Origin of the sequence: Paenibacillus sp. FSL E2-8871 (assembly GCF_038000345.1) — a bacterium.
Lineage (GTDB): Bacteria > Bacillota > Bacilli > Paenibacillales > Paenibacillaceae > Paenibacillus_AQ.
On sequence record NZ_JBBOBV010000001.1, the window covers coordinates 4,567,084 to 4,591,134 of the forward strand.

General features: G+C 42.8%; 23 protein-coding genes. 9 read left to right on the top strand and 14 right to left on the bottom strand.

Annotated elements, in window-relative coordinates; all coding sequences use genetic code 11:
- The first annotated feature begins 19 nt into the window (after positions 1-19).
- The 4 genes from NYE25_RS20705 to NYE25_RS20720 all read left to right on the top strand — a co-directional run bounded on the left by NYE25_RS20705 (position 20) and on the right by NYE25_RS20720 (position 4,302).
- Positions 20-166 (top strand): hypothetical protein, encoded by a 147-nt coding sequence (locus NYE25_RS20705; protein ID WP_341146761.1) that lies wholly within the window; start codon positions 20-22, stop codon positions 164-166.
- Positions 167-1,287: 1,121 nt separating this feature from the next.
- On the top strand, positions 1,288-2,028 hold the full coding sequence (locus tag NYE25_RS20710; RefSeq protein ID WP_234534765.1) for a GntR family transcriptional regulator: 741 nt from the start codon (positions 1,288-1,290) through the stop codon (positions 2,026-2,028).
- Between the two features lie 412 nt (positions 2,029-2,440).
- Positions 2,441-3,829 carry an MFS transporter gene (locus NYE25_RS20715; protein ID WP_341146762.1) on the top strand — a complete coding sequence of 463 codons (1,389 nt, stop codon included), beginning with the start codon at positions 2,441-2,443 and terminating at the stop codon, positions 3,827-3,829.
- Between the two features lie 326 nt (positions 3,830-4,155).
- Positions 4,156-4,302: a hypothetical protein gene (locus NYE25_RS20720; protein ID WP_341146763.1), complete on the top strand. Its 147-nt coding sequence runs from the start codon at positions 4,156-4,158 to the stop codon at positions 4,300-4,302.
- 33 nt (positions 4,303-4,335) lie between these two features.
- On the opposite strand, the gene NYE25_RS20725 is transcribed toward NYE25_RS20720, so the two are convergent.
- From NYE25_RS20725 to NYE25_RS20735, 3 genes are all read right to left on the bottom strand, one after another.
- Positions 4,336-4,623: a GyrI-like domain-containing protein gene (locus tag NYE25_RS20725; protein WP_341146764.1), complete on the bottom strand. Its 288-nt coding sequence runs from the start codon at positions 4,621-4,623 to the stop codon at positions 4,336-4,338.
- Positions 4,624-4,824: 201 nt separating this feature from the next.
- Positions 4,825-5,805: a BtrH N-terminal domain-containing protein gene (locus tag NYE25_RS20730; protein WP_341146765.1), complete on the bottom strand. Its 981-nt coding sequence runs from the start codon at positions 5,803-5,805 to the stop codon at positions 4,825-4,827.
- On the bottom strand, positions 5,802-6,359 hold the full coding sequence (locus NYE25_RS20735) for a PadR family transcriptional regulator (RefSeq protein WP_341146766.1): 558 nt from the start codon (positions 6,357-6,359) through the stop codon (positions 5,802-5,804). Before NYE25_RS20735 ends, NYE25_RS20730 begins: the two co-directional genes overlap by 4 nt.
- A 404-nt stretch (positions 6,360-6,763) precedes the next feature.
- On the opposite strand from NYE25_RS20735, the gene NYE25_RS20740 reads away from it, so the two are divergent.
- The gene (locus NYE25_RS20740) at positions 6,764-7,234 is read left to right on the top strand and encodes a pyridoxamine 5'-phosphate oxidase family protein (RefSeq protein WP_038598155.1); all 471 of its coding nucleotides are present in this window, start codon (positions 6,764-6,766) and stop codon (positions 7,232-7,234) included.
- A gap of 316 nt (positions 7,235-7,550) precedes the next feature.
- Here NYE25_RS20740 and NYE25_RS20745 read toward each other — a convergent pair whose 3' ends face one another.
- From NYE25_RS20745 to NYE25_RS20755, 3 genes are all read right to left on the bottom strand, one after another.
- Positions 7,551-7,844 (bottom strand): hypothetical protein, encoded by a 294-nt coding sequence (locus NYE25_RS20745; RefSeq protein WP_341146767.1) that lies wholly within the window; start codon positions 7,842-7,844, stop codon positions 7,551-7,553.
- Positions 7,845-7,926: 82 nt separating this feature from the next.
- Positions 7,927-8,451, bottom strand: coding sequence for a GNAT family N-acetyltransferase (locus NYE25_RS20750; RefSeq protein ID WP_341146768.1), 525 nt, complete (start codon positions 8,449-8,451; stop codon positions 7,927-7,929).
- A gap of 66 nt (positions 8,452-8,517) precedes the next feature.
- Entirely contained in the window at positions 8,518-9,048 is a 531-nt protein-coding gene (locus NYE25_RS20755) for a hypothetical protein (protein ID WP_341146769.1), read from the bottom strand.
- Between the two features lie 956 nt (positions 9,049-10,004).
- On the opposite strand from NYE25_RS20755, the gene NYE25_RS20760 reads away from it, so the two are divergent.
- The 3 genes from NYE25_RS20760 (at position 10,005) to NYE25_RS20775 (ending at position 11,710) form a co-directional block, all read left to right on the top strand.
- On the top strand, positions 10,005-10,154 hold the full coding sequence (locus NYE25_RS20760) for a hypothetical protein (protein ID WP_341146770.1): 150 nt from the start codon (positions 10,005-10,007) through the stop codon (positions 10,152-10,154).
- A gap of 393 nt (positions 10,155-10,547) precedes the next feature.
- Positions 10,548-11,255 (top strand): DUF2569 domain-containing protein, encoded by a 708-nt coding sequence (locus NYE25_RS20765; protein ID WP_341146771.1) that lies wholly within the window; start codon positions 10,548-10,550, stop codon positions 11,253-11,255.
- A gap of 212 nt (positions 11,256-11,467) precedes the next feature.
- Positions 11,468-11,710 (top strand): hypothetical protein, encoded by a 243-nt coding sequence (locus NYE25_RS20775; RefSeq protein ID WP_341147814.1) that lies wholly within the window; start codon positions 11,468-11,470, stop codon positions 11,708-11,710.
- A gap of 225 nt (positions 11,711-11,935) precedes the next feature.
- Here NYE25_RS20775 and NYE25_RS20780 read toward each other — a convergent pair whose 3' ends face one another.
- From NYE25_RS20780 to NYE25_RS20790, 3 genes are all read right to left on the bottom strand, one after another.
- Positions 11,936-14,179 carry a U32 family peptidase gene (locus NYE25_RS20780; protein ID WP_341146772.1) on the bottom strand — a complete coding sequence of 748 codons (2,244 nt, stop codon included), beginning with the start codon at positions 14,177-14,179 and terminating at the stop codon, positions 11,936-11,938.
- 755 nt (positions 14,180-14,934) lie between these two features.
- Entirely contained in the window at positions 14,935-15,414 is a 480-nt protein-coding gene (gene rlmH, locus NYE25_RS20785) for a 23S rRNA (pseudouridine(1915)-N(3))-methyltransferase RlmH (RefSeq protein ID WP_042131690.1), read from the bottom strand.
- 131 nt (positions 15,415-15,545) lie between these two features.
- Positions 15,546-15,896 (bottom strand): ArsR/SmtB family transcription factor, encoded by a 351-nt coding sequence (locus tag NYE25_RS20790; RefSeq protein WP_341146773.1) that lies wholly within the window; start codon positions 15,894-15,896, stop codon positions 15,546-15,548.
- A gap of 141 nt (positions 15,897-16,037) precedes the next feature.
- Between NYE25_RS20790 and NYE25_RS20795 the strand changes: the two genes are divergently transcribed.
- Positions 16,038-17,450, top strand: coding sequence for an MFS transporter (locus NYE25_RS20795; RefSeq protein ID WP_341146774.1), 1,413 nt, complete (start codon positions 16,038-16,040; stop codon positions 17,448-17,450).
- A 99-nt stretch (positions 17,451-17,549) separates the two neighbouring features.
- Here the strand turns inward: NYE25_RS20795 and NYE25_RS20800 are convergent, their stop codons facing one another.
- The 5 genes from NYE25_RS20800 to NYE25_RS20820 all read right to left on the bottom strand — a co-directional run bounded on the left by NYE25_RS20800 (position 17,550) and on the right by NYE25_RS20820 (position 23,868).
- Positions 17,550-17,717, bottom strand: coding sequence for a CxxH/CxxC protein (locus tag NYE25_RS20800; protein WP_076120603.1), 168 nt, complete (start codon positions 17,715-17,717; stop codon positions 17,550-17,552).
- 229 nt (positions 17,718-17,946) lie between these two features.
- Complete coding sequence (cydC, locus tag NYE25_RS20805) at positions 17,947-19,698, bottom strand: thiol reductant ABC exporter subunit CydC (RefSeq protein WP_042193022.1); 1,752 nt, start codon at positions 19,696-19,698, stop codon at positions 17,947-17,949.
- Entirely contained in the window at positions 19,695-21,461 is a 1,767-nt protein-coding gene (gene cydD / locus NYE25_RS20810) for a thiol reductant ABC exporter subunit CydD (RefSeq protein ID WP_341146775.1), read from the bottom strand. Before cydD ends, cydC begins: the two co-directional genes overlap by 4 nt.
- On the bottom strand, positions 21,461-22,477 hold the full coding sequence (cydB, locus tag NYE25_RS20815; RefSeq protein WP_341146776.1) for a cytochrome d ubiquinol oxidase subunit II: 1,017 nt from the start codon (positions 22,475-22,477) through the stop codon (positions 21,461-21,463). Before cydB ends, cydD begins: the two co-directional genes overlap by 1 nt.
- Positions 22,474-23,868, bottom strand: a complete 1,395-nt coding sequence (locus tag NYE25_RS20820; protein WP_339799565.1) for a cytochrome ubiquinol oxidase subunit I — start codon at positions 23,866-23,868, stop codon at positions 22,474-22,476. Before NYE25_RS20820 ends, cydB begins: the two co-directional genes overlap by 4 nt.
- Positions 23,869-24,051: the final 183 nt, after the last annotated feature.

Sequence of the window (24,051 nt, forward strand, 5' to 3'; positions counted from 1 at the left end):
GTATGAGTTAGTTAACTCCATGGCAACACATTTAGTACTAATGTCCAATAAAGAAGGCCAGTTTAAAGTTTCATTCGAGGAAGTCGCCACTATATCCGAAGAAAATGCTGCGGGGATAGCGGAAGTATCGGCATCGGCACGGCAGATTAGCTCTCCTCTGATGTAATGAAGCACTTAGTCTCTGATTTATCTGATGCTTCGCAAAAACTAAAAGAGATGATTAGTACGTATAAAGTTTAAGAAAACTCTATGAAGATTGATCGCATATATATAGCCGCACAGTCTATAGGATTCTCATCCAAAGCTGTGCGGCTACTGTTTTGTATTTTTGAATTAGCTTTTATAACAGGATTTCTATTCATTCGTCACAAAGTTCCACATTAATTGGTATTCAGATGTTTCATTTCTGATTCGGCATTTCTTGGTCAAAATAAGATCGTTGGCCTTTAATCTTTCTACCAATCTCCCTCTCAAATTGATGACCCACTCAAGTTCATTATCCCATTGGAATATCATCGCTCATGGAATAGACCATCCTAGTGGATGGTCTTTTATCTCAGCACAATCTAGCTCTTATCCCATCTTTCTACAGATGAAATTTGCTAACCATTTCTTTCAACTCTTCTGCCACAGAAGAGAGTGAGGTAGCAGATGAAGCAATCTCCTCCATTGCAGCCAACTGCTGCTCATTAGCCCCAGAAATTTCTTCTGCTCCAGCCGCTGTCAGCCTTGATAGCTTAATTCGAGGTGGAAGCGAAGGGGGAAGTAGTTAAAAGGTACATTCATGCCGAAACACAAAAGTTACCTGAGCAGCAGAGAGCAGACATAAAGAAAGAGTTACAAGGATTAATTGAGGATATGCCTGAAGAGCCAACTCAAGGTGAAATCGCAACCCCAAACGATGTGGAAGCAGTACTTCTTGAACTTTGCAACCCAAGCGATCTGGCGGATAAGTATAGGGGAAGTAAAAGATATCTGATCAGTCAAGATTGCGCTCGCAGCGATCTTTATTGCCACGTCGGTTGCCTTCGTAATTGATACTGTTCTAGATCCTGCTCAGATACAAGGTCAGTTAACTAGCTATCTAAGTTCTGCCATATCGGGCTGCTTTTAGGGGCCTCCTATTATTGAGAAACAACTCTGTTAACAAGACCTTACCCAGCTTCTTGCAAAGGTTACGGCTTTGGTTTGCCATTATCGGTGAGCCCACCACCCTTCTTAATTGCACTATACTAGTTTATAATGGAATTTATAGTCATGAATAAAAAACTATAGGGGTATAAGACAATGATCAATAAACTTCATGAACTCAATAAACAAAAAAAACCACTATCCGTCATCGTGTATGACCAATTGTATAAATTAATCATGGAAGGAATATTTCCTCCCGACAGCCAGCTTCCAACAGAACCCGAATTGGCCAAAAAGTTAGGTGTGAGCAGAATGACATTGAGACATGCTTTGGCACTTTTGAAGGAAGATGGATTGGTTAAAAATATCCAGGGAAAGGGAAATTTCATTACCAAATTTCATCAGAATGAAAGTATGGATGGCTTGGAGAAGTTGGGGAATCCTCTATATAAATGCTATACGGGAAACATAGATGATATCGAACTTATTTTCCGAATAGACCTAATAACGGACTATGCCATACAAGTATTAAATCGAGAAATGACTGCAGTTGTTGCGTTGGAACGCTGGTATAAAAGTAACGATAAGATCGTAGCTTTTGCTTTTACGATGATGCCAATCGAAGCCGTTTCTCAATTAAATCTTGACTTACAAAACGAAAAGCAAGTACTGGACATGTTGGAGGAGAAGGTTTATGAACTAGCTAATTCCTCCACCATTGAAATTAAACGTTCTGATTCCGTCAATACTCCGTCATTAAAATACCAACTTTCCTACGGAGAGGAATGTGATTTAATTTTAGAAAGTGTATATATCAGCGATAAGTACCCTGTTGTTTATAATAAATACTATATACCCATACAATTTAGTCAAATTAGGATTAAAACATCTAAATAACCGAATGAAGGGCATGCGCTGCCCATCATCTTTTAAAGCAAGCCACAATGGACCGAAAACGTCAAATGGCAAGCCTTCAATAAACCGGAGGCTTGCCATTTTTTTAATTTTAGAAGCATTAGAATGAAGACGAGGCTGACTCATTCGTAAAAAAACAACTTTTGGGGAAATCCCTTTTTGTAACAAAAAAGACAAATTTCTAAAGGTTGTCAGTGGTATAAAGGTGTGGTAATATTCTCATTGTTAAAGAACATACAAGTTTTTAGACAACTATACAATGTTGTATTAACTGAAAAGTTATCATGAATGACTATGAAATCGCAATCAAAGAGTAATTATTTCGGGTTATTCATGGAAGCGCTACCTTATTCAACATCATTAGAAGCAAACAACAAAGGAGAAGAATATACCTATGTCTACTACAACTGCAGATGTGTGCATGAAGAAACCGCAGGAATATAATTTTAAGAAAGCAGTACCTATTACCTTGCTATTATTTCTACTATGCTTGATCATTGATAATTCGTTTAAGATTGTTTCTGTTGATATGGCAAAAGATTTTAACATTTCAGCGACAACAGTCAGCTGGCAAGCAACCCTAGCTGGCCTTGTGATTGGGATTGGGGCGGTTGTTTACGCAGCTTTGGCGGATTCCATTAGTTTCAGAAAACTTTTTACCGCTGGTATCATTTTAATATGTGTCGGTTCAGTCATGGGATATGTTTTTCAACATTCGTTTTTACTCGTTGTTATCTCACGATTGATCCAAACGGCAGGTTTAGCATCAGCTGAAACATTATATGTTATATTTGTAACCAAACATTTACCTGCAAATGAACAAAAGAAATTTTTGGGATTAAGTACAAGCAGTTTTGCTCTTTCACAGCTTATTGGTGCATTAACTGGAGGCTATATTTCTACGTATTTCCATTGGACAATGCTGTTTTTAGTTTCTTTAGTAACACTTCTCACCCTTCCATTTATTTTAAAATATCTTCCTAAGGAAGAAGCGAAGAACAGTCATGTTGATGTATTCGGATTATTTCTAGTGGGAACCATTTCAGCATCCCTACTACTGTATATTACCGATTTCAATTGGATGTACCTTCTCTTGTTTGTTGTTGCAATTATATTATTCCTTACTTATATCAGTAAGAACTCCAAAGCGTTTATTGGAATATCATTCTTTAAAAATAAACAGTTTATCTCATTGCTTGGCGTTGCTTTTGTGATTTACTCTGTGCAGTTAGCATATATTTTCTTATTTCCATTCTTGCTTGAAAAGATTTATGGTTTGAAGCTAGATACCATTTCACTATTATTGATTCCAGGCTATATAGGAGCTACTCTAGTCGGGGCTCTTTCTGGGAAATTTGCGAAGTTCTTAGGAAGCAAGCAATGCATTACAATCGCGATGTCTTGTATTGTGGTAAGCTTATTATTAGGCGCATTCTTTATACAAACTTCGGTTGTTGTATTCGTGATCTCCATGGTGTTATTTTCTAGCTCATTTGCATTCATGTATGCACCAATACTTGATTCTTGCATTCGTACGATTGAAAAAGAAAAAAAAGGTACAGCCGTCGGATTTTTCAATTTAACACTGAATGTCGCTATGTCAATCGGAATCGCCTATACAGCAGCTATGATGGACCATTCCGCAATGCGAAGAAGCTTCCTAGGAATTACGAGCAATTCGGATGCTTCGATGTTTAGTAATATCCTATTCACTCTCGTATTCATTACCCTTTTCAGTTTATCTCTGTACTGGTTATTCGTAGGACGAAATGCGACTAAATAGATTACGTTTGTAGTTCATAATTAGAACCCTAAGACCTAAAGTCTAGGGTTCTTTTTAAATTAAAGTCCCCTTTCCATCATCCCCTTCTTTAGCGCAGGCATTCAATCCTTGGTACTCGCTGTATCTGCTATCGGAGCATCTGCATATGAAGCCACGACCTAGCTGTGGTTTTTTTAGTTCAGCTCCTGAATCACGTTATATCCTTCACTTTAATCCAGCTCATCATTTTCGATCAGCATTTGGATTTGATAACTGTAGGATTCAGTATCAAACAAATCGTTATATAATTCTATCTCGATACTGTTTGTTAACGACAATTTGGGAAGGTGATCGGCAATACGCTGCTGTACATGGCGTTAACGGTGCCGCTATCCGCAGCGCTCGGATTGGTATACGCGGTGTTTTTAATAGTGGTTGCGATGATTTTTCCTACCATGACCGCGCTGTCTGTAACGGCAAGTATCTTTATATAATGAAGACCGCCATAATGGCGGCCTAAAATTAAATTACGACTTTCTTCTAACCGGGATCCATATTTCGCAAATTGATTCGGTGTGATCATCATTTGCCCAATAGTACTTCTCCATACATGGTCCTTCAACTTGTTCAAAATTCGAGGATGGGAACCACTCCGAGTAAATTCGTTTCCAGACGATTAGGATTTCTAACCCGATCTCCATGTCGTCTGGAATCGATTCTCGACTATCGAACACCGCGTAGCTTTGATTAGGAATCTGAAGGATGTTCAGCTCATCTGGTACTCCTCTTCCTTCTGGTAACTCGACACCCGTCATATAGCTTTAAGTACCATCCTCTCTGAAATCAAAGGAATACCCGTTTAACAGAGAACCTACAGGCCTGCCAACAGTCTCGTTAATCCGGTCATGCGTGCCATTCTTCCAAATTACCTCCACGAACGCCGGTATCTCCGTGAAAGGGTCTTTCTTGATGATGACGACCTTGCCGATTGCTGTTGAAGCCTTTTCCTCACCATTTCAAAGCTCTAATAATAATTCCATCGCTTCTCTTTCTTTACAGGCGATATGCATCAATAATTCAGATGCTTGTCTCAGCCAGTCCCAATTCCCCGTCCTTCCCGCATTGTCTATCGAAGCAGAAACCTCACTCCATAATGGAGCAATTTCTATGAACTTCAAGTAGGCCCGCTCTATTTTTGAATCACCTAGAACCCCCAAGCTTTCCTTAAGAAAGTCCCTGTACAGATTGCGAAACAACGCACCGCCTGTTCCTCCTCTTTCCATCAGTTGTGCTGTCAAACATAAGTTATGGGCCAAATTCGGACCGTGTGATGGCCATTTGAGTACTTCAGCACTCATTTTTTCGATTCCTTTTATCCCGATATTGCGGATCGGCGGGTTCAAATAGCGGTAAGCATTTCTTAAGATGGAAGTTCGGATGAGGGAGGACAGTTGTGGAAGGGCGGTTGTTTTTTCGATTGTGTAGGAAAGGTTTCGGGAGCTCATGGGTCCTTTTTCATTTCTAGCGAGAGCCAATGTAGCCAATCGTGTCTTTGTAATGCCACCCTGTTGGGAGGTATCGGCCATATAAGCATATTCATCATCGTACCCGTACATAGTGGCATAGTGTGCCGCAAAATGAACTTTACTTTTGAAATAATCCAAATGATAACAATCTAACTTTAAGCCTACGGGAATACCACGATCTATGTTTTCCTTTATATTGAACCACGCTTTCGTTATAGAGCCAGTTTCTTGTACCGTGAGCTTTAAGTTTAAATGAAACGCAATAGAGGCAGTCAACTCATCCGACTTGACCCTGCCGCCTATAAACGGAAAATCCATCCCCTTTCTATCCCAATATATAAACCCTAAACCTTCTCCAATTCCAAACAACATCGGTTCGGACAACCGGATGCCAACATGGGAAAGCAGATTGCCCATCGCTGTAGTCTCGCAGTGCTCCCCTGTAAACGAAACAAAACGGTCTATTATCATTTTGCTGTTTCTCCTTCCAACTCACTTATCAACTGATCGATAAATTGCAGTTCTTTGTCAATGAGACTCAATGGGTGAAGAAAAAGGGCCCGAACATGCATCGGCAGCTTTTTTCCGCCTTGAGCTTTATATTTCCCCTCTAACTGAAGCGATGTTTCTTGTAAAAAATCATACCGTTTCCTTAATGCTTCTTTAGCTTCCTCTTTGTGGATGAAAGGTAACGCCGCAAGGCCGAGATCGAAGCGGCTGTCCCTCTCTCGCGTGGATGATAAACAGTCAATAATTTCGTTATGCAGTATTTGTTGCCCATTCTCAGTAATTGTAAATTTGACGGGTAAGGGGCCTTTTCCAATTTTATCGTCGGAGTTGTCTGATCGGATGAGCCGTTTCTCCTTCAACTTTTGCAATCCTGCATAGATGGAAGTGGTTCCAATCTTTGTCCATTCTCTATAGCCTCTAAGCTCGATCAGTTTATTGATTTCATACCCGGACATTCGTTCCGACTCCGCAATGATTTGTAACAGCACCAATTCTACGGTTGTAAGCTGATTCACAGGTATCCTCCCTCCTCTTACATGTATATTACACATGTGTAATATAACAGTAGTGAAATAAAAAGTAAAGCCGTTCCAATCTAATATCAAAGTGAGGATATCCTTATATCTGCCAGCATCAACGCTTCTGACACTTTCCTTTCTCAGAAAAGTGGGACTTTCTCCGGTCCACGATGCCCTCTTTCTTCGTGGGATGTGATGAGGATATTACAACTCAAAAAACGATATCCTTATGTAATTTTATCGCATTTCCTTAGCGCATGGCCTACACACATATAACCTGAGTCGAGCAGAGGATTATGATAGCGATTTAATATTTTATCGTATTATTCCTCACATGCGCTAAGATTTCACAATGATAAGCTTAACATTGTATGCCTTATGACACTTTAGGAGGTAATATAATGAGCAAGTACGATGAAGCCATGAAGCTGCTGGAAGAACAAGTAGGTAACAAGGACGGCCTAATCTCTCTGTCCACCATTGCACTGGAACCGGGGGCCAATGGCAAAAGCCGTCCCGCTGCCCGCATTGTGGACGCCTATTATGAGGACGGCGCGTTCTACACCGTTACTTACGCGACCTCAGGCAAGATGCAGCAGATCGCCCAAAACCCCGAAGTCGCCGTTTGTATCATCGTCGAAAACTTTACGGCCGATGGTATAGGTGAAAACCTGGGCTGGGTATGTGACGAGAAAAACGCGGAGATGATGACAAAGCTGCGCACAATCTTCGCCGAGTGGTATAACGAAGCCAATAACGACGAAGACCCTAACACATGCCTGCTGCGCATTCGCCTGACAAAGGGCCTGTGGAATGACGCCCATAAAGGGATCAGAAATGAGATTGATTTCGTCAATAAGACGGCAAATTAAGTGGTCTATGTGGCTTCTATATTTTGCATATTAGGTTGTTGCCGCTGGGGTATAAGCATACTGTGTGGTTCGCCTTATTGGATTAATGTGAAGTCGACATTTGATAACAGACAATGTTAACTCAAAGGGAGTGTCCGCACACTCCCTTTTTCGCCGTTACTTATGGTAGGGTTCAGCTTAACGGGTCTATCGGCGAAAAATCCGCCGCTGCACATGACCGCCAACCTTTTACCCGATCTAATAGCTAAATCAAGCCTTCATACACATGCACCGAAGGTCGTCGAAATACTCGGCGGCCTAGTTGTCTATAGTTCAACTATTGTGCTACAAAATGCCGCCCCACGGAGTAATATTCATCCTTATTCACGGCGTAGTCCAGCCACTTCATCAGCTTCACCCCGTCCGGTTCTGCATTGTAGAAATGATTTAATGTGGAGAGTGTATGTTGTGTCCTGCCCGTCTTCTCGTTAAGACCGTAATCAGTGATGTAGTAATAGTAACCTGGCAATATTTCAGTTAGCTCTCCAGCTCGAGCATCCTTTGGAGTAAACGCTGCATCGACCACATATTTCAGACCTAAATGTGCAGCTACCGCATAAGCCACTCCCATTAATAAACAACCATATAAAAATAGGCTGCTAAGCAGTTTATATGGAATCTAATAACGAATTATTGTATATAAATAATGCCTTTCAATCTCCGCCTTTTGAACTGAGATTCAGATACTGAAGTAGCTGTCCGAAATCCGAGGAATAGACATTTTCAATTCCATGGTAGCCTTCTCTTTGCCCAATAACGCGGGAAAACTTCGCGTACAGTCGATTTAGATAAGTGTTGTCGATCTGAGCGCAAAATTGTAGATAGTTAACGCCACAATTCTCTGCGACGATTTGTTGTACCAAATAGCGGAACCCCTGAATAAATAGGCGACTGCTGCGATAGGAGGGGTGGACAATGACAGAATTAACAAAAACGATTTTACCTTTGGGATCAAATTCATTCTCAGTATTGAGATAGCGATAATGCCCCCAACCTATCATTGCCCCCATCTTGTCCGTTATTAATATAATGCGGGAGTTGGGGATGGATTCCAACACATGTACAAGTGCATCCGCAAGTGAGAATTGGCGGTTAAAATCTTTTCGGTTTCGGATAAAATATAAAGTAAACTGCGCATAATCTTCATCATTTTGGCAATTCCGGTAATGGGCAAGCATAAACCGCCCCACCTCCTAATCGTTCATATGAGCTTAGCTATCTCGAGGATCACAACAGAGCAAGCACTACGAAGTGAAATAGGCTTCATTTCTGAACTTCATTACGTATGCTTGCCATTCCTTGAAATCGGCATGATATTCATCGATCCCACCTTGTGCTGTATCCCATGTCGCTGTTTTCTCTGCAAGCTTGGCTAGAAGTCTTTGCAGCCGGAGTTGGACCGGGACCCAAAAACGGAGCTCAACAATAGGCTCAGGTAGTTGTGATATATATTGCACCAGAAATTGCAAACTCTCTAGGAACAGCCGGCTTCGGCGATACGTTTCAACAAAGAAAACAATCTGGATTTGTGCCACATGCGTATCCTTGTATTGGTTCTCACCAGTCCCGCAAATGTAACCAATCGCCCCGACAACTTCATCCTCATCGTTGAAACACAAGATAGCTTCTTTTTGCATTAGAACAGAGCTTGCCAGAAAACTCAGCGAGATTGAAAAAGGATAAGGCAGATTTAGTTCATTGTAATGTTCCAATAGAAATATCATGTATTTATCCTGATAGCTCTCTGAACTGCAGACTTGAAAGTAATAGCTCATCTGATTAATTCCAACTCCTTGCATTATGTAGATCTGTTCTTTTTCTTACTTATAGGATGAATGTTGTCCCACAAGAAAAAGCTGCCCGAAAGTCCAACGACTTAGGTGCAGCTCTTCCCATACCGAATGCTTATTTCGCAGGCGCTGTTCTCGCTTGCTCGCTGCTCACAAGTAGGTTCACTACAATTTGTAGTGGTCTCCTGCCACCTTTGTCATTAAATCCGCTTCTTGGTGGAAACATATATGTCACTCCTTTCCTCTTCATTTTCAGATACTCATTGCTTACTTCGACATTTTATTACGTTCCAGTCCACACATACATACCTAAAAAGGGGTATCTTTCACTTTTTGATTGATTCACATTCAGTTGATTGAATTGATATAAAATTGAAATAACTACCCTCCACGGTAAGCTGGCGCGCCGCTGATCACTTTTTTCAGCTTTCTTACAACTTTCATCGCGATTACAGAGACAACAAATGACCGCAACGTTACCAGCAAGAAATGAATCAGGCTATTTCCAACGATCAACGGCGCCTTCCGTAACCATCATGCAGAAGAAAAAGACAAATCCATCCGTGTACGACATCAATCAGGCCTCCCAACATAACAAACACGGGGGCAAAAAAACACCCTTTCCTCGTGGAATCGAACAAGGAAAACATAGCTTGATAGATGCTTTCAATAGACGGATTCATCTGTGCAAATGCATAATAGCTGTCACCCAATAACCCGATTCCATACAGGAACAACGATATCAAGAAAGCTCCTATAGCAGAAAGTCTCGTATAGAGAAAGTAACAAATACAGACTCCTAGCATGAGGCCAGGAAAATACCACAGATGATACAGCATTCCGTTAAAAAATGTTCCTTGAAATGGACAAACCGGAATTGTCCATAGAATTTAACCCTAGAAATCACTTTATTTCCAGAGAATGTTGAGATTCATTGTCTGATGGCTTTAGCCTACAGCCAAAAAGGCGATCTTACGAAAGGCGAGGAGCATGTGGAGGAAGCGAAAGAGTTAGGATTTCTAGAAATAGATCAACTGAGGGAAGCGATGAAAGCTATTAAGGCGGCTCCTCTAAAGGAGGTTCAGCAGTAGATGTTCAAATAGCCCTTGGAGTTCAAGGAGCCATTCCTTTGTTCTAAGTTCTATTCTATCTCGAACACTGGAGCTTTGGCTCCACCACTCCCACAAGCCTCTACCCCCTCCCAACACCCCAATTTTTCGCCGTCACTTATGGTAGAGTTCACCGCGCTGTCTGTAACGGCAAGTTTTCTCTGTTACTTTTGTCCTCTGGTCACACTTTACGAACCGCGAACCATAGTTCGATATAGTTGAGGTCGTCTTTCACGCCAGTCATAATGTCATAATCGCCTCCACTCAAGATACTAGAATATATATAACAAGTAAATTTAAGTAATTGATGGGAATTTCCGATATAGGCTATATAAAAAAATCCCGCAGTCGATGCGGATATCATGAGGTGATGAAGTGGTAAAAATAGTACTAGGCATTATCTTCTTCGGCATAGGTTTTATTCTACATAGAACTTATGCAGTTGATGCTAACGTTATTATTTCAATTGTGATTGGAAGCTTGGCAGTTGTTATCGGAGAAGCGGTCGGCGGGTTAATTAAACCACTGCTTGTTAACAAAGTTCCAACGTCTGCCGCAGAGGCCGCAGCAGCTTCCGAAGTGATACTGGAAACTTCAGATCAAACCGCAGATGAATCAGAGCCTTCCGGCACCGGGGGCTGGTTAGGACTTTTTGCATTAGGCATTGTTTTTTCACTTTTCGCAGGTGTGCGGATACTTTATGGTAATATTTCATTATTCGGCACCGATGGCTATAAGCTTCTCACAGACCCTGACAGCAGTTACTACGTCGCTTCAATGCTCCCTAGTCTTGTGATAGAAACGGCATTAGTAACTATTCAGATCCTGATGATCCTGTTCATCTTATATCTGGGCCTCAAACATAAAAAATCTTTCAAATACATATGTATATCTTTCATTGTATATAACATCTTACTTAATACAGTAGATACCCTGATGTTCAGCCAAGTGCAGAGTACTCTTTCTGATGTCATACCGGATGATAACTCTTATACAGATATATTCCGCTCTTTCATTTATGCTGTGATCTGGATTCCTTATTTCCTGCGGTCCAAGAGAGTGAGGAATACTTTCGTAAAATAAGTATATTGGTGAACGTCCAATCAGAATTTCGCCGGACATGCGTCAGTCTTGAATCAGACCGTCGCATGTCCGGTTTACTTCTGCTAATTCATATACCGCGCACGGTATTCACTCTCCAGTATCCCCATCATAATCACATCATGGTATTCATGGTTATAGTACAGCGTGTGGCGACGCACACCCTCCTGGACGAACCCGGCCGATTCATACATATGCGCAGCGCGGGCATTTTAGCTGTAGACCACCAGTTCGATCCGGTGCAAATTAAGAATGCCGAAGCCGTAAGGGCAGATGTTTTTCTATTTCTTTCCTCACTTTTTGCTGGTTTAGTTTTTTCAACCACTAAGTTTGGTTTTGAGCCATTTTTGCACCACGAAAAAACTCGCAGACGTCTGTTTACACATCGTTCCGACTGGGGTGTGACCTCCCCCACTCCTATGATCCGCAAGCTGTAAACACAGCCTTCTGCAAGCTTTTCTCCAGAAAACTTGCCCCTACTTATGATACGGTTCACCGTAACATCTATAGAACGAAATTGAAGGCCTCACTATTCCTTCATCCCTTAACTCTTTCGCTATTCACTCCGCACTCTTCCCGCCCTGCGCCAATCTCCCCAATATCCGCTGCCGCTGTTGGATTCGCTCCCGCCATCATATCGCCAGAACCATCCCTTTGGCTACCTACACAATCTCTTTATTAAAATGTCCTCTTGTGTCTGTTTCCTGATTAAAGACAGCATTATTCATTGAGCCATTTAATTTACCTGACGCCATATTAATGACTTTCACAACCTGCTCTTTTGATTCAACTGTGAAGTTTAATCTGAGCGCCTCGATTCCTTTGATGTTTTGTAGCTCATCTAAAAGATTAAGCGTCTTCCCATTAAGGAGAGTCGTTGTACAATCATTATGGGAAATTATAGGGAACGTTCCGTGCTCATCTTTTAACTCATAGCTCTTCGTTTTGCAAATTCTGCATTGATTCATTTTTTTCATCGGACAATATTTTGTAAACATCAAAGGAACCTTACCATATACAATCATTTCCAGTGCAGGATAACCGTCATTTTCTTCATAATAGGCATTCATTAAATCTTCAATTTGGCTCTTATTCAATTCATAAGATAAAGTGACTCGTTTTGCACCTAATTTATATAATTCATAGCAACTAGTAGCATTAACAACATTTAGAGAATAGTCCGTAACAAACGGATTAGTTTCTCTGTAGTGATAAATTCCACCATATCCTCCGATCAGTAGCTGCCCTTCTTTTTCCTTATAATCATTCTGATTTCTTCTAACAACGTTTTTAAAATAGATTTCCTTAATTCCACAGCTCACGCAAGCATCGTACTGCTCCTTAGTCGTTACAGAGGCCGTAAGGTATGGTTTTTCAGAGGCAAAGCTTATTTTTTCTTTTGCTTTCAAAGCCTTGGTTCTTTTCTTTTGGCTGTTAAGCTTTAAGTCATATAAGCCCAGTACAATATCTCTTCTTGCTGCATTTAACAGTTTAGCTGGAATAAATGCATTGCATTCCTCAAAATCCACATGATTAAGTTCGAATATAGTATCATTTAATCTTGAAAATTGCTTTATTACCTGGTCTTTTGTTGTTGGATTATTAATGGCTTCGCCTAGTATTTCCTCGCTTTCATATGAATAATTAAAGCCTAAGCCCTCCGCATCTATGAAAAGCTTTGAATCTGGACATGCATATACTCTAATATCGAGGTTAAACCGCTTAAATTCTTTTTCCAGTGATGATTCTAATTCTTTGCTATAGAAATAATCCTTCGTTTTATATACTAAATCTCCCTTAGACACCTTTTCTTTGATTTTGATATAGCAGACATCATCTGCTTTGTTGATTAATTCGCCATCTTTATCGTACAGTTTTACAACAGTTAAATTAACATCTTCATTGTTGTGACTTATTCGGATGGTATCGTTTTGATTTAAAGTACGTGTAAGTGTTATTTCATACCTATCTTTATCAATCTTGCTGATTGTTCCAATTGGATAACCAAAGTTATTAGGTCTTGAGATGTTTGTAATATTTCTCCTATCTTCGTGAAACAAATATCCTTTAGTAAATGTCCTATTGAATGTTTTTTTCAGATTTTCTTTATCTTCTTCGGTTATTTTATTATCTAAGGCCATGCGATATTTTGATACAACATTAGCAACATACGTAGGCGCTTTCATCCTACCCTCTATTTTTAAAGAATCGATTTCTTTTAAATCATGGATGTAATCGATTGTGTTTAAGTCCTTAGTAGATAGAATATAGTTTTTCCCTAAAGATGTATCTGTTGTCTTATCCATTAGTTCATACTCCTTACGGCATGAACCAACACATCTTCCGCGATTTGCGCATCGATAGCCGAGTAATCCTGACATTAGACAGTTTCCCGAATAAGATACACATAAAGCACCGTGAACGAAAATTTCTAAAGGTATTTCAGCTATTTTTTTGATCTCTTTTACTTTTTCAATCTCAACCTCACGGGACAGAACAACTCTTTTAGCACCAAGTTCTTTAAATAATAAAGTTCCGTCTAAATCGTCTATTCCCATTTGAGTTGAACAATGTGCTTCCATATCAAGAAAGTTTTTAACGATATAATCGAAAGCAGTCAGGTCCTGAACGATAATGCCATCAACACCGATTTCATTTAATTCGTGTATCTGCTCCTTCATCTCTTCAACTTCGTTTTCGAAAACGATAGTATTCATTGCAACATAGATTTTAACGTCCCTCAGGTGCGCATACGTAACAGCTTCTTTTAACGATTCTAAATCAAAATTAGATGAGTATGCGCGTGCACCAAATTTTTGCATTCCTAAGTATATTGCATCACAACCATTAGATATTGCAGCTTTTAAAGCTTCCATATTTCCTGCTGGAGCTAATAATTCAGTCATTTTTTCCTCCTTATGACCCATAAATAAAAAAAATTTTGTAGTTACTTGCGATACGTTCTCCGTAACATGGAACTGCTGGAGGAGATTAGCGCGCGACGAACGGGCCATCACCATAGCTATCCTTGAGTTTATCCCGATGGAGCAGCATGATGCTATGACCCAGCGCATGGAGGATGTGACGCGGGCTTACTATGATTTAATTGGCCTAGGTGAAGCATACTGGCAGATGGAGGACATGAATTGATTGGGCATGCCAATAGACCCATACAATTTCAAAAACGCTGGTGAAGATAATATGGAACAGATGCATGTGAGTTAGAATGTAAAGCGAACACAGAAGCGGTTGAGCCATAGTGACAGAGAGCAGCTTTCAAAGAATCGATTAAGGAAGCCGTCACCGTTGGCGTTGGACAGCATGATGTAGTGATCGAGCTTATTGATACTTTGACGCGCGGCGTATTACCAAATCTATCGGCTCGTGTAAAGCCTATGTACAGCAAGTAGCAAGAGAGGCAATAGAATATCATGCGTAATGAAAAAGAGAACACCTACGATGGGCATTCTCCTTTGTGTGGCTTGTTAAAATGTGGGGTAAGATAGTGTGTGAATATGGTCAAGTGTCGATACATCACCCATCTCAACATGTTTTTCTAGATTCGCCAGGGGCTCCAGGCAAGCTGAGGCACTTCAGTTGCTAGACTTTGATTTCAAAGGTTGTATTTTTACCATATCCAACCAATTTACAATTTTTCGTCCTACTTATGATACGGTTCCCCCCGATTTATCTTCACCGCGCGATAAATCTGCTCCACCAGCACCAGGCGCATGAGCTGATGGGGCAGCGTCATGCGCCCGAAGCTCATGCGCTGCTGCGCGCGGCGCATGACCTCGTCGGAGAGCCCATGGCTCCCTCCGATGACGAACACGACATGGCTCGTCCCGTAGGTGCCGAGCCGGTCAATTTCTGCGGCAAGCTCTTCCGAGCTCCACAGCTTGCCGTCAATCGCGAGCGCAATGACATGCGCCTCACTCTTAATGTGCGCGAGGATGCGTTCCCCCTCGCGCGCCTTAACAATACCGACCTCTGCTTCGCTTAGAGAGTCGGGTGCTTTTTCATCTGCCACCTCAATCACCTGAAATTTCAGGTACGGTGTCAGCCGTTTAGCATACTCCGCGATGCCATTGATCAAGTACTTTTCCTTCAATTTTCCTACGCCAATAATTTGAATAAGCATAAGTGCCTCCTGTTATAGTCCTCTATTGAAATAGCAAAAGGACGCGCACTGGGCGTCCCTTGTAGTTTTAGTAAGTACCTTCCTAGTCTTTCGCATTCCTTAAATGTCCTATTCTTCAGACAATCCATCCCCTACTTACTCTCCTCCCGCTGCTCCATTGCAAAATCCGGTTTTTCCCCAGCTTCGTAAGCACTCAATATAGAATCCAGCAAACCTGGGAATCGTACATTAAGATCCTCCGTCCGCAGCGATAGTATGCGCTGGGTTCCTTGCACCCGCGTAAACACAACCCCTGACTCGCGCAGCGTACGGGCATGGTGAGACATGGTGGATTTGGCGATCGGAACGTTGAAGCCGTTGCAAGCCTGTTCTCCATTTCTATGAATATCCGATACGATATGGAGGCGAATCGGATCGCTGAGCGCATACAATACGGAAGCAAGCTGAATGTCCTTGCGGTCCGGATGAAATAGTATTTTCATGGATGATTATCCCCTTTGTCCTACTTTTAATGCGAAAAAAATATTGGTGATCCTAATTGCATTTTATATCAACGCATGCTATATTTCAATTGTTCGTAAGTAATCGAACTATTAAACAATAATAAAAGGAGTGCTTCGCACATGACTTCTGTAAATAACCTTTCCGCGAATGCGGATCATGAAGCCTCCGCTCCGGAAGCGACTCTTCCACGGGAAGGCCTGCTGACACTGCTGTTCAGCATCGCTGTGGTTCTCGTCATCATGAATACAGCCATGTTCAATCTGGCACTGCCTGATGTAACCGAAGCCTTCGGCATTACAGCTGCATCTGCTTCTTGGATAGTTACCGGGTATTCCATTATGTTCTCGATTGCCTCAATCACGTACAGCCGGCTCTCTGATTTTCTGCCGATCCGCCGCCTGCTGGTGATAGGCCTGTTGACGCTGGGCTTTGCGGCTGTAGCCGGCTTCTTCAGCACCAACTTTATCTTTCTGCTTATCGTGCGCATTCTACAGGCGTCGGGCGCGGGCGCAGTAATGTCCTTATCTCTTGTGCTGTTTACACGTTATGTCCCGCAAGCTCGTCGCGGCAAAGCGATGGCGACGATTATGTCAGCTGTTTCACTCGGCCTAGGCCTTGGTCCGGTCGCGGGCGGAGCCATCGTCGAATATCTCGGCTGGATCTGGTTGTTCGCTGTAACGGCAGCTATTTTGCTTCTCGTGCCGTTGTTCCTTATCCTACTGCCTAAAGAGGTGCCCACCCGAGGCTCCTTCGATGTGCTTGGTGGGCTGCTCTTGGGCGTCGGCACCACCGGTCTGCTGCTATTCCTGACTAGTGGGCTGTGGGTGGCCTTGGTAGCTGGACTTCTTGCCATCGCTTTATTTGTTGGCCGCATCCGCAGCACGCCCGACCCATTTGTAATGCCCGCGCTATTCCGTAACCGCTCATATCTCGTGCTGGCAGTGGTCGGTATCGCCTCCTATCTGTGCAGCTTCGCCACCTTGTTCCTGCTGCCGCAGATTTTGACTCATCGCTTTGGCTTCAGCGCAAGTCATGCCGGGCTTGTGATCTTTCCGGGATCGCTGCTCGCAATCTTCGTTTCCCGTTCCGTCGGACGAATCATCGACCGTTATGGCAATGCGGGGATATTGCGTTTCGCTCCACTACTTGTGCTGACTGCTACTGTCCTGTTCGCTGTTTTTGCGGGACGATCCTGGATTGCCGTCATGCTCATCTATATGATTATGAGTCTTGCCTTCACTACATTGTCCAGTAGTGTATCCAATGAAATCTCACGGATTCTGCCTTCCTCACAAATCGGCTCCGGGATGGGACTGTTCCAGCTACTGCAATTCTTTAGCGGCGCCTTCAGCGTAGCTATGGCCGCAAGTGCATTGGAATGGCAGCGTGGGCTGCCTCTCCGGGCCGCTTACTCAAACATCTACTGGGGACTCTCTATTGCAGCAATGCTTGCCATCATCTCAGCCATTGTCTACCGTAAGAACAACCGAGGTAGCTCCCTGACCAATATGGCAGATGCAGCAGATGCATAAAATTAATCCTCCAATGCACCTATAATTATTCCACGCAAAAACACCTTGCGGCCCATTTCCGGGACTGCAAGGTGTTTTTTTATAAGTCTTAAAGGTCCTTTAGACCACCAAATATTCAGCGTTCTTCTCACATTGGGTGCACTTTGCCGGCGGGTCCCAGTCAGAGAATTCCGTTTCCTTCAAATCCACTACATCTGGTGCATCTTCATACTCGTCCACAAACAAATCAATAGCTAATTCTACATGTTCTTTACATACTACATACATTCAACCAAGCATCCCTTTCTGTGCCGCTACGGCCTAATACTCCTTCTATTGTTCTACCATACTTCCCACGAAAATGGAACTCCTATCTATCCATTCCAGTGATCTGTTCATCCATTGTCTATATTCTTGCCCTTCACCAAAAAAAGATTCCTCTCACCCCGAAGGGCAAAAGGAATCTCATCACTTATCTCTCTCTATTTTCTATAAATATTATTTTAAACTCTCCATCCTACCCTAGAAACTCCACCGGACGATCCAGCTCATATAATCTGCGGTAACGTGGTTCTTTTTTCATCAGCTCCGCATGGGTTCCACGCATTTCTACCGAGCCATTTTCCATAAAAATCACTTCATCCATCTGCTCCGCACCGACCAAATGATGCGTTACCCAAATTAGTGACTTACCCTTCATGGCTTCGAACATTGTCTTCAAAAGATCACGTTCCGTCCGCGGGTCCAACCCTACAGTCGGTTCGTCGAGTATGACAACAGGTGTATTTTGCAGCAAAATACGAGCTAATGCTATCCGCTGACGCTCTCCACCAGAGAATCGTTGCCCTGCTTCACGGACAAAGGTATCATATCCATCTGGCAACGAGGAGATCAACGTATCCATTTTGGCTAAGGCGCCAGCTTCTTTAATCGCTTGTTCGGAAGCCTTCGGATCACCCATACGAATATTGTTAGCTACTGTAGTATCGAATAAATGTGGACTCTGATTAAGCACCGCTATAATAGAAGGAATATGCTCGCCATAGGCATCTGCAGCGATTCCATTAATCGTAACCGAGCCGTCAGAAGGTTCAATAACACCTTGAATAGCCTTTAATAACGTCGATTTACCCGCACCACTTCGGCCGATGATCGCAATCTTTTTACCTTGTGGAATATCGAGGCTGAGATCGCGAACCGACCAGTTAGCCTCTGAACCATAGTGGTAACCTACATTTTCGAGCTTGATGTGAGCACTCTTCATGGCCTGAGGTAGAGCATCGACTACAGTTGCTTTTTCAGACACGATGTTCTGCTCAGTTCCATTTACACCAGACAATCGCTCCAAAGAGTTACGGTACTGCGGGATTTTCTCCACCGCTTCAGACACTGGCAGAAAGGCATCTGCTACAGGAAAAACAACCAGTACGAACGCCGCAATCAATGTACCCGCAATAGCACCATCTGCAAACTCTCCAGCGGCCCAATACAGCATAGAAAGCACGCCAATCCCAATTACTGCTTGCCCAATGAACGTACGAATACGTGCCCAGCTGCGCAGCGCTGCATCGGTTTTGGCTACTTTTCTCTCATCTGCTTCATAAGTGTCTACGAACTGGCTTTGTCGTCCACTAATGACCCAGTCACCCATACCAAGTACGGCGTCAGTCAGCTTTTGATAGAGACGATTACGCTCTACTTTCACTTCACGTTGGCGTTTCTGTGTGAACAATAGAGATAAGAACGGCAACACCACTACTAACACCAATATATACAGAGCCATCAATAGCGCAAAGGCGATATCAAAAGTACCCAGTGCAATCACAGCTGCTCCATAAATCAGCAAAGCAATAATGCTTGGAAAAACGGTGCGCAGATATACATTTTGCAAATATTCAATGTCATCCGCAAGCATCCCGAGAATATCCCCAGTGCGGAAGCGTGACGACAGGAACAAAGCCTGTGGTTCCAAAATATTGTACAGACGCACACGCATCTTAGATAGAATTCGCAAAATCGTGTCATGCCCAACTAAACGTTCTACATAATGAATGACAGCCCGACTCGTTCCGAACGTACGCACACCTACAATCGGTACATAAATCATTAGAATATTTTCGACGGGTGTAGACGCTTTTGAGATCAGAAATCCTGAAGTATACATTAATGATGAGGCTGTAAAAATCGTCAACGCCCCAAGCACGATAATAAGCACAAAACGCCAAAAATACGACGATACATACGGAGCAAACCATCCTTCACGTTTCAATGGATTCCCTCCAATTGCGACCCAATCAACTCATAATACGCACCCTTACGGGCAAGCAATTCCTGATGGGTACCGATTTCTGCCACTTTTCCTTGTTTCATTACTACAATAATGTCCATATCAAGCATCCAGTGCAGGCGATGTGTAGCCAGAAAGACCAGCTTTCCTTCAAAAAGAGGCACCATCGTCTCCTTCAGCTCATATTCCGTCTCAATATCCAGATGTGCCGTCGGCTCATCCAATAACATAATCGGACGACTGCTGAGTAAAGCTCGAGCCAGCGCAACCCGCTGCTCCTGCCCGCCACTGAACGAACGACCTCCGCCGCCGATCATCTCATCCAAGCCATTCGGAAGGGTTGCCGCCAGCTCTGATAATCCGGTAGCTTTCACAGCTGCAGCCACAGCTTCCATAGAAGCTTCAGGGTAATAGAAGCGAATATTATCAGCCAATGTACCACTAAAAATATAAGGGCGCTGCGGGATATACGAGGTCTGCTTTCGCCAAGCCTCATCCGTTAATGCGCTAACCGTTGTACCGTTTACTGTGATACTTCCTGAAGTAGGGTGCAAAAAGCCCCCTAGTATATCCACTAACGTAGATTTACCGGCCCCACTCTCTCCGATAATCCCAATTTTGCTTGCTCCTTTAAATTGTAGGTTCACCGCTTCCAGCGAAGAAAGACCAGCTTCCTCGTATTTCACACTGACATCATTTAATTTAAGTACGCTATTTTTATGCCAAGTGAATATCTCTTCTGGTGTTTTCGATGCTGATTTCAATGCTTGGTCACCATTAGAACCTACTACTTCAGCTTTCACTTCATCCTGATCTATAATGCTTTTCATTGCCTCAGCGGCTTCCTTACCATCGAGAGTAGCATGGAAATCCGAACCTACCAATCGTACAGGCAAAAAATATTCCGGTGCCAAGATCAGAATGGTTAAGCCCGTAACCAGTGTCATCTGATCGTTGACCAGACGTAGGCCGAGACTTACCGCGACGGAAGCAACGGATAACATCGTAAAGAAGTCCAGCGCGAACGAAGACAAAAAGGCTACTCGCAGTGTACGCATCGTCGCCGAGCGATATCGATCGCTGACGGTGGCAATACTCGTGCTATGACTACGGCTGCGGCCCAGAAATTTCAGCGTTTCTAGCCCACGGAGGGAGTCTACGAAATGATTAGATAAGGTGCGATAAGATTTTAGCTGACGGTCCATCTGCTTGCGAGCCGTCATCCCGATCAAGATCATAAAAACAATAATAATCGGCATGGTGATCGTAAGAATAATCCCACTCGTGGTATCCATCTTGTAGATATAAATAAGCACCAAAATCGGTGTAATTGACATCCCTACCATTCTAGGGATAATCGCTTCTAAATATGTGCGGAACTTTGTTACACCTTCCAGCACAAGTGTGACAAGATCCCCGGTTCCACGCCCGCCCACCATTCTGGGTCCAAGCTGGAAGAGCTTATCCATCATTTCCCTCCGCATGTTGCTGCCCGTTGCTTCCGCAAAGCGGTAAGAGATACGGCTCATCAGCATGGCGCAAGCATGGCGCACTAGAAATGCAAGAAGGAACAATAGCGAAGTAGCCCATTGTTCCTTCAGAGGTTCTCCCGCAAATAGCGCAGAGATGACTTCTGCCAGCCATTTGGCCAGCAGAAGTATGGACATGCTTTGCACCAGGGTAAGGAGGCCAACGATCAGAAATACCGGCTTAACTCCTTTATACCCAAGCAAATTTTTATCCATTAGTATTCAAGATGCTCCTTCTCGTGAACGCGTTTATGAAAGACAAAGTAACTCCAAATTTGATATCCCAATACGAATGGAAGGATGGTCAGTGCCACAATCGTCATTACCTTTAAAGAGTAATGTCCCGAAGCCGCATTGGTGATTGTCAAATTAAAGGCTTGATCGATTGAACTAATCATAACACGTGGGAACAATCCTACAAAGATAGAAGTTACGGACAATGCTATTACCGCTCCTGTCATACCAAAAGCATAGCCATCCTTCTTCTTCGTCATGAAATAACCCGATAATATAAACGCGATAATTCCCAGCGCTACTATAATCATAAGAACTAAACCACGTTGTTCGAAAATATCAGTCATATAATAAGTCATTACCACGAAAGCAAGCAATAAAGCCCCAAGTGGCAAAAGCAATCTTTGCGCCATTTTTCGAGCGCGAGCCTGTAGATCTCCCACTGTACGCAACGTTGTGAACATGAGACCATGTACCAAACAAAGAAGGACAACAGTCACACCAGCTACTACGGTATACACATTTACGATATCTGTAAAACTTGCGTACATTTGCATATCCCCATCAATCGGCAAACCTTTGATAAAGCTGGCGAACACCACAGCTAGGAGGAACGGTGGGAGGAAGCTGCCGAAAAAGATACACACATCCCAAGTTTTTTTCCAAGCTATGGAATCCCGTTTACCTCTAAATTCAAAAGCAACACCACGTGCAATCAAAGCTAATAAAGCAAAGACAAAGGGAATGTAAAATCCACTAAATAATGTTGCATACCACTCAGGGAAAGCTGCAAACATTGCACCCGCGGCTGTGATTAGCCATACCTCATTTCCATCCCAGAAGGGTCCGATCGAGTTAATCAGAATCCGGCGCTCAGTATCATTCTTAGCGAGAATTTGTGTTTCCATCCCTACGCCGAAATCGAAACCCTCCAGGAAGAAGAACCCTATAAACAGAACTGCAATGAGCACAAACCACAATTCATTAAGAGACATCATTGGGCGCCCTCCTCGTTATATGGATCATGCGAATCCCCGTGATCGTTATCCATCGCATAAGGACCTTTTTTAATCACTTTCATAAACAAACCAATTAGAACTAATCCGAGAATGGCGTAAATCGCTGTAAAAGAAATAACAGAGAATAGAACCTGACCACTAGTAATGTTAGGCGACACACTGTCTTCCGTTGTCATCAATCCGAATACCGTCCATGGCTGACGCCCGAATTCGGTCATGACCCAACCTGCTGTATTCGCGATTGGAGGAAGCAATATTCCCCATAACATAAACCGCATAAACCATGTGTTTGGACGGTCCATCTTTTTGCGCCACATTAAATACATTGCGTACATACCCATTACGATCATTAACGTTCCTGCTAGAACCATGATCCGGAAACTCCAGAATGTCGTACGTACTGGCGGGATATAGTCACCGGGGCCATAGGTTTGCTCATACTCAGCTTGCAGCTCAAGCATACCTTTAACTTCACCGGAAAATTTACTGTATGAAAGGAAGCTTAGCATATACGGAATTTGAAATTCTCCAGAACTTTCCTGCTTGTCAGGATCAATGTTAGCCCATACGGTCCAAGGTGCTGGGTCACCACTCTTACCCCACAGTCCTTCAGAAGCCGCCATCTTCATAGGTTGAGTCTCAACCAAATACTGTGCTTGCGCATGACCTGCCACGGCTACACCAATAGAAGAAATGATACCTACGATTGCTGCAATTTGAAAAGATTTCTTAAAGAAAGATACATCTTGTTTCTTCAATATCTTATATGCACTAATACCCGTTACGAGGAAGGCGCCTGTTGCATACGCAGCAAGAACCGTGTGCGGGAATTCAACCAGCAATTGTCCGTTCGTAATGAGCGCGAAGAAATCATTCATTTCTGCCCGTCCATTATTTATCTCAAATCCCACAGGATGCTGCATAAAGGAGTTCGCTGCTAGAATCCAGAAAGCGGATAACATCGTACCGAATGCTACCAGCCAGATGGATAACAAGTGCACTCTTTTGGACACTTTGTCCCAGCCGAATATCCAGATCCCAATAAAAGTAGACTCCAGAAAAAAAGCTGCCAATGCTTCGACTGCAAGTGGAGCCCCGAATACATCACCCACAAAACGTGAATAATCAGACCAGTTCATCCCGAACTGAAATTCCTGCAAAATACCTGTAACTACCCCTACTGCAAAGTTGATGAGAAACAGCTTTCCCCAGAACTGTGCCATTCTTTTGTACTCTTCATTGCCTTTTCTAACGTACATGGTCTCCATGATCGCAATCAAGAGCGCTAGTCCGATTGATACCGGTACAAAGAAATAGTGGAATATTGTCGTCGACGCAAATTGTATACGCGACAGCATTACTGTATCCATATTTTTCCCTTCCTTCTCCCCTTTTCGTTAATTATATTGTGTCAAAAATTTAGACGTCATTTTGTGATAAATGTCACACAAAGGGGTACTTTTAACGGTGAAATTCAAATGATTTGTGACAAAAATCACAATTTATCTTAAAAAAAGCAAAAAAAATAAGACGGTTTGACCGTCTTGAAGTTG

Coding starts and splice junctions, on each gene's coding strand:
- NYE25_RS20725 (WP_341146764.1), bottom strand. CDS start 4,623: ATGACGGGTGTCGAGTTACCAGAAGGAAGAGGAGTACCAGATGAGCTG.
- NYE25_RS20790 (WP_341146773.1), bottom strand. CDS start 15,896: ATGAAAATACTATTTCATCCGGACCGCAAGGACATTCAGCTTGCTTCC.
- NYE25_RS20715 (WP_341146762.1), top strand. CDS start 2,441: ATGTCTACTACAACTGCAGATGTGTGCATGAAGAAACCGCAGGAATAT.
- cydB (WP_341146776.1), bottom strand. CDS start 22,477: ATGATGTCTCTTAATGAATTGTGGTTTGTGCTCATTGCAGTTCTGTTT.
- NYE25_RS20800 (WP_076120603.1), bottom strand. CDS start 17,717: ATGTATGTAGTATGTAAAGAACATGTAGAATTAGCTATTGATTTGTTT.
- NYE25_RS20750 (WP_341146768.1), bottom strand. CDS start 8,451: ATGCTTGCCCATTACCGGAATTGCCAAAATGATGAAGATTATGCGCAG.
- NYE25_RS20795 (WP_341146774.1), top strand. CDS start 16,038: ATGACTTCTGTAAATAACCTTTCCGCGAATGCGGATCATGAAGCCTCC.
- NYE25_RS20730 (WP_341146765.1), bottom strand. CDS start 5,805: ATGATAATAGACCGTTTTGTTTCGTTTACAGGGGAGCACTGCGAGACT.
- NYE25_RS20705 (WP_341146761.1), top strand. CDS start 20: ATGGCAACACATTTAGTACTAATGTCCAATAAAGAAGGCCAGTTTAAA.
- NYE25_RS20710 (WP_234534765.1), top strand. CDS start 1,288: ATGATCAATAAACTTCATGAACTCAATAAACAAAAAAAACCACTATCC.
- NYE25_RS20755 (WP_341146769.1), bottom strand. CDS start 9,048: ATGAGCTATTACTTTCAAGTCTGCAGTTCAGAGAGCTATCAGGATAAA.
- rlmH (WP_042131690.1), bottom strand. CDS start 15,414: ATGCTTATTCAAATTATTGGCGTAGGAAAATTGAAGGAAAAGTACTTG.
- NYE25_RS20780 (WP_341146772.1), bottom strand. CDS start 14,179: ATGACTGAATTATTAGCTCCAGCAGGAAATATGGAAGCTTTAAAAGCT.
- NYE25_RS20740 (WP_038598155.1), top strand. CDS start 6,764: ATGAGCAAGTACGATGAAGCCATGAAGCTGCTGGAAGAACAAGTAGGT.
- NYE25_RS20775 (WP_341147814.1), top strand. CDS start 11,468: ATGCGCAGCGCGGGCATTTTAGCTGTAGACCACCAGTTCGATCCGGTG.
- cydD (WP_341146775.1), bottom strand. CDS start 21,461: ATGGATAAAAATTTGCTTGGGTATAAAGGAGTTAAGCCGGTATTTCTG.
- NYE25_RS20820 (WP_339799565.1), bottom strand. CDS start 23,868: ATGGATACAGTAATGCTGTCGCGTATACAATTTGCGTCGACGACAATA.
- NYE25_RS20760 (WP_341146770.1), top strand. CDS start 10,005: ATGGCTTTAGCCTACAGCCAAAAAGGCGATCTTACGAAAGGCGAGGAG.
- NYE25_RS20745 (WP_341146767.1), bottom strand. CDS start 7,844: ATGGGAGTGGCTTATGCGGTAGCTGCACATTTAGGTCTGAAATATGTG.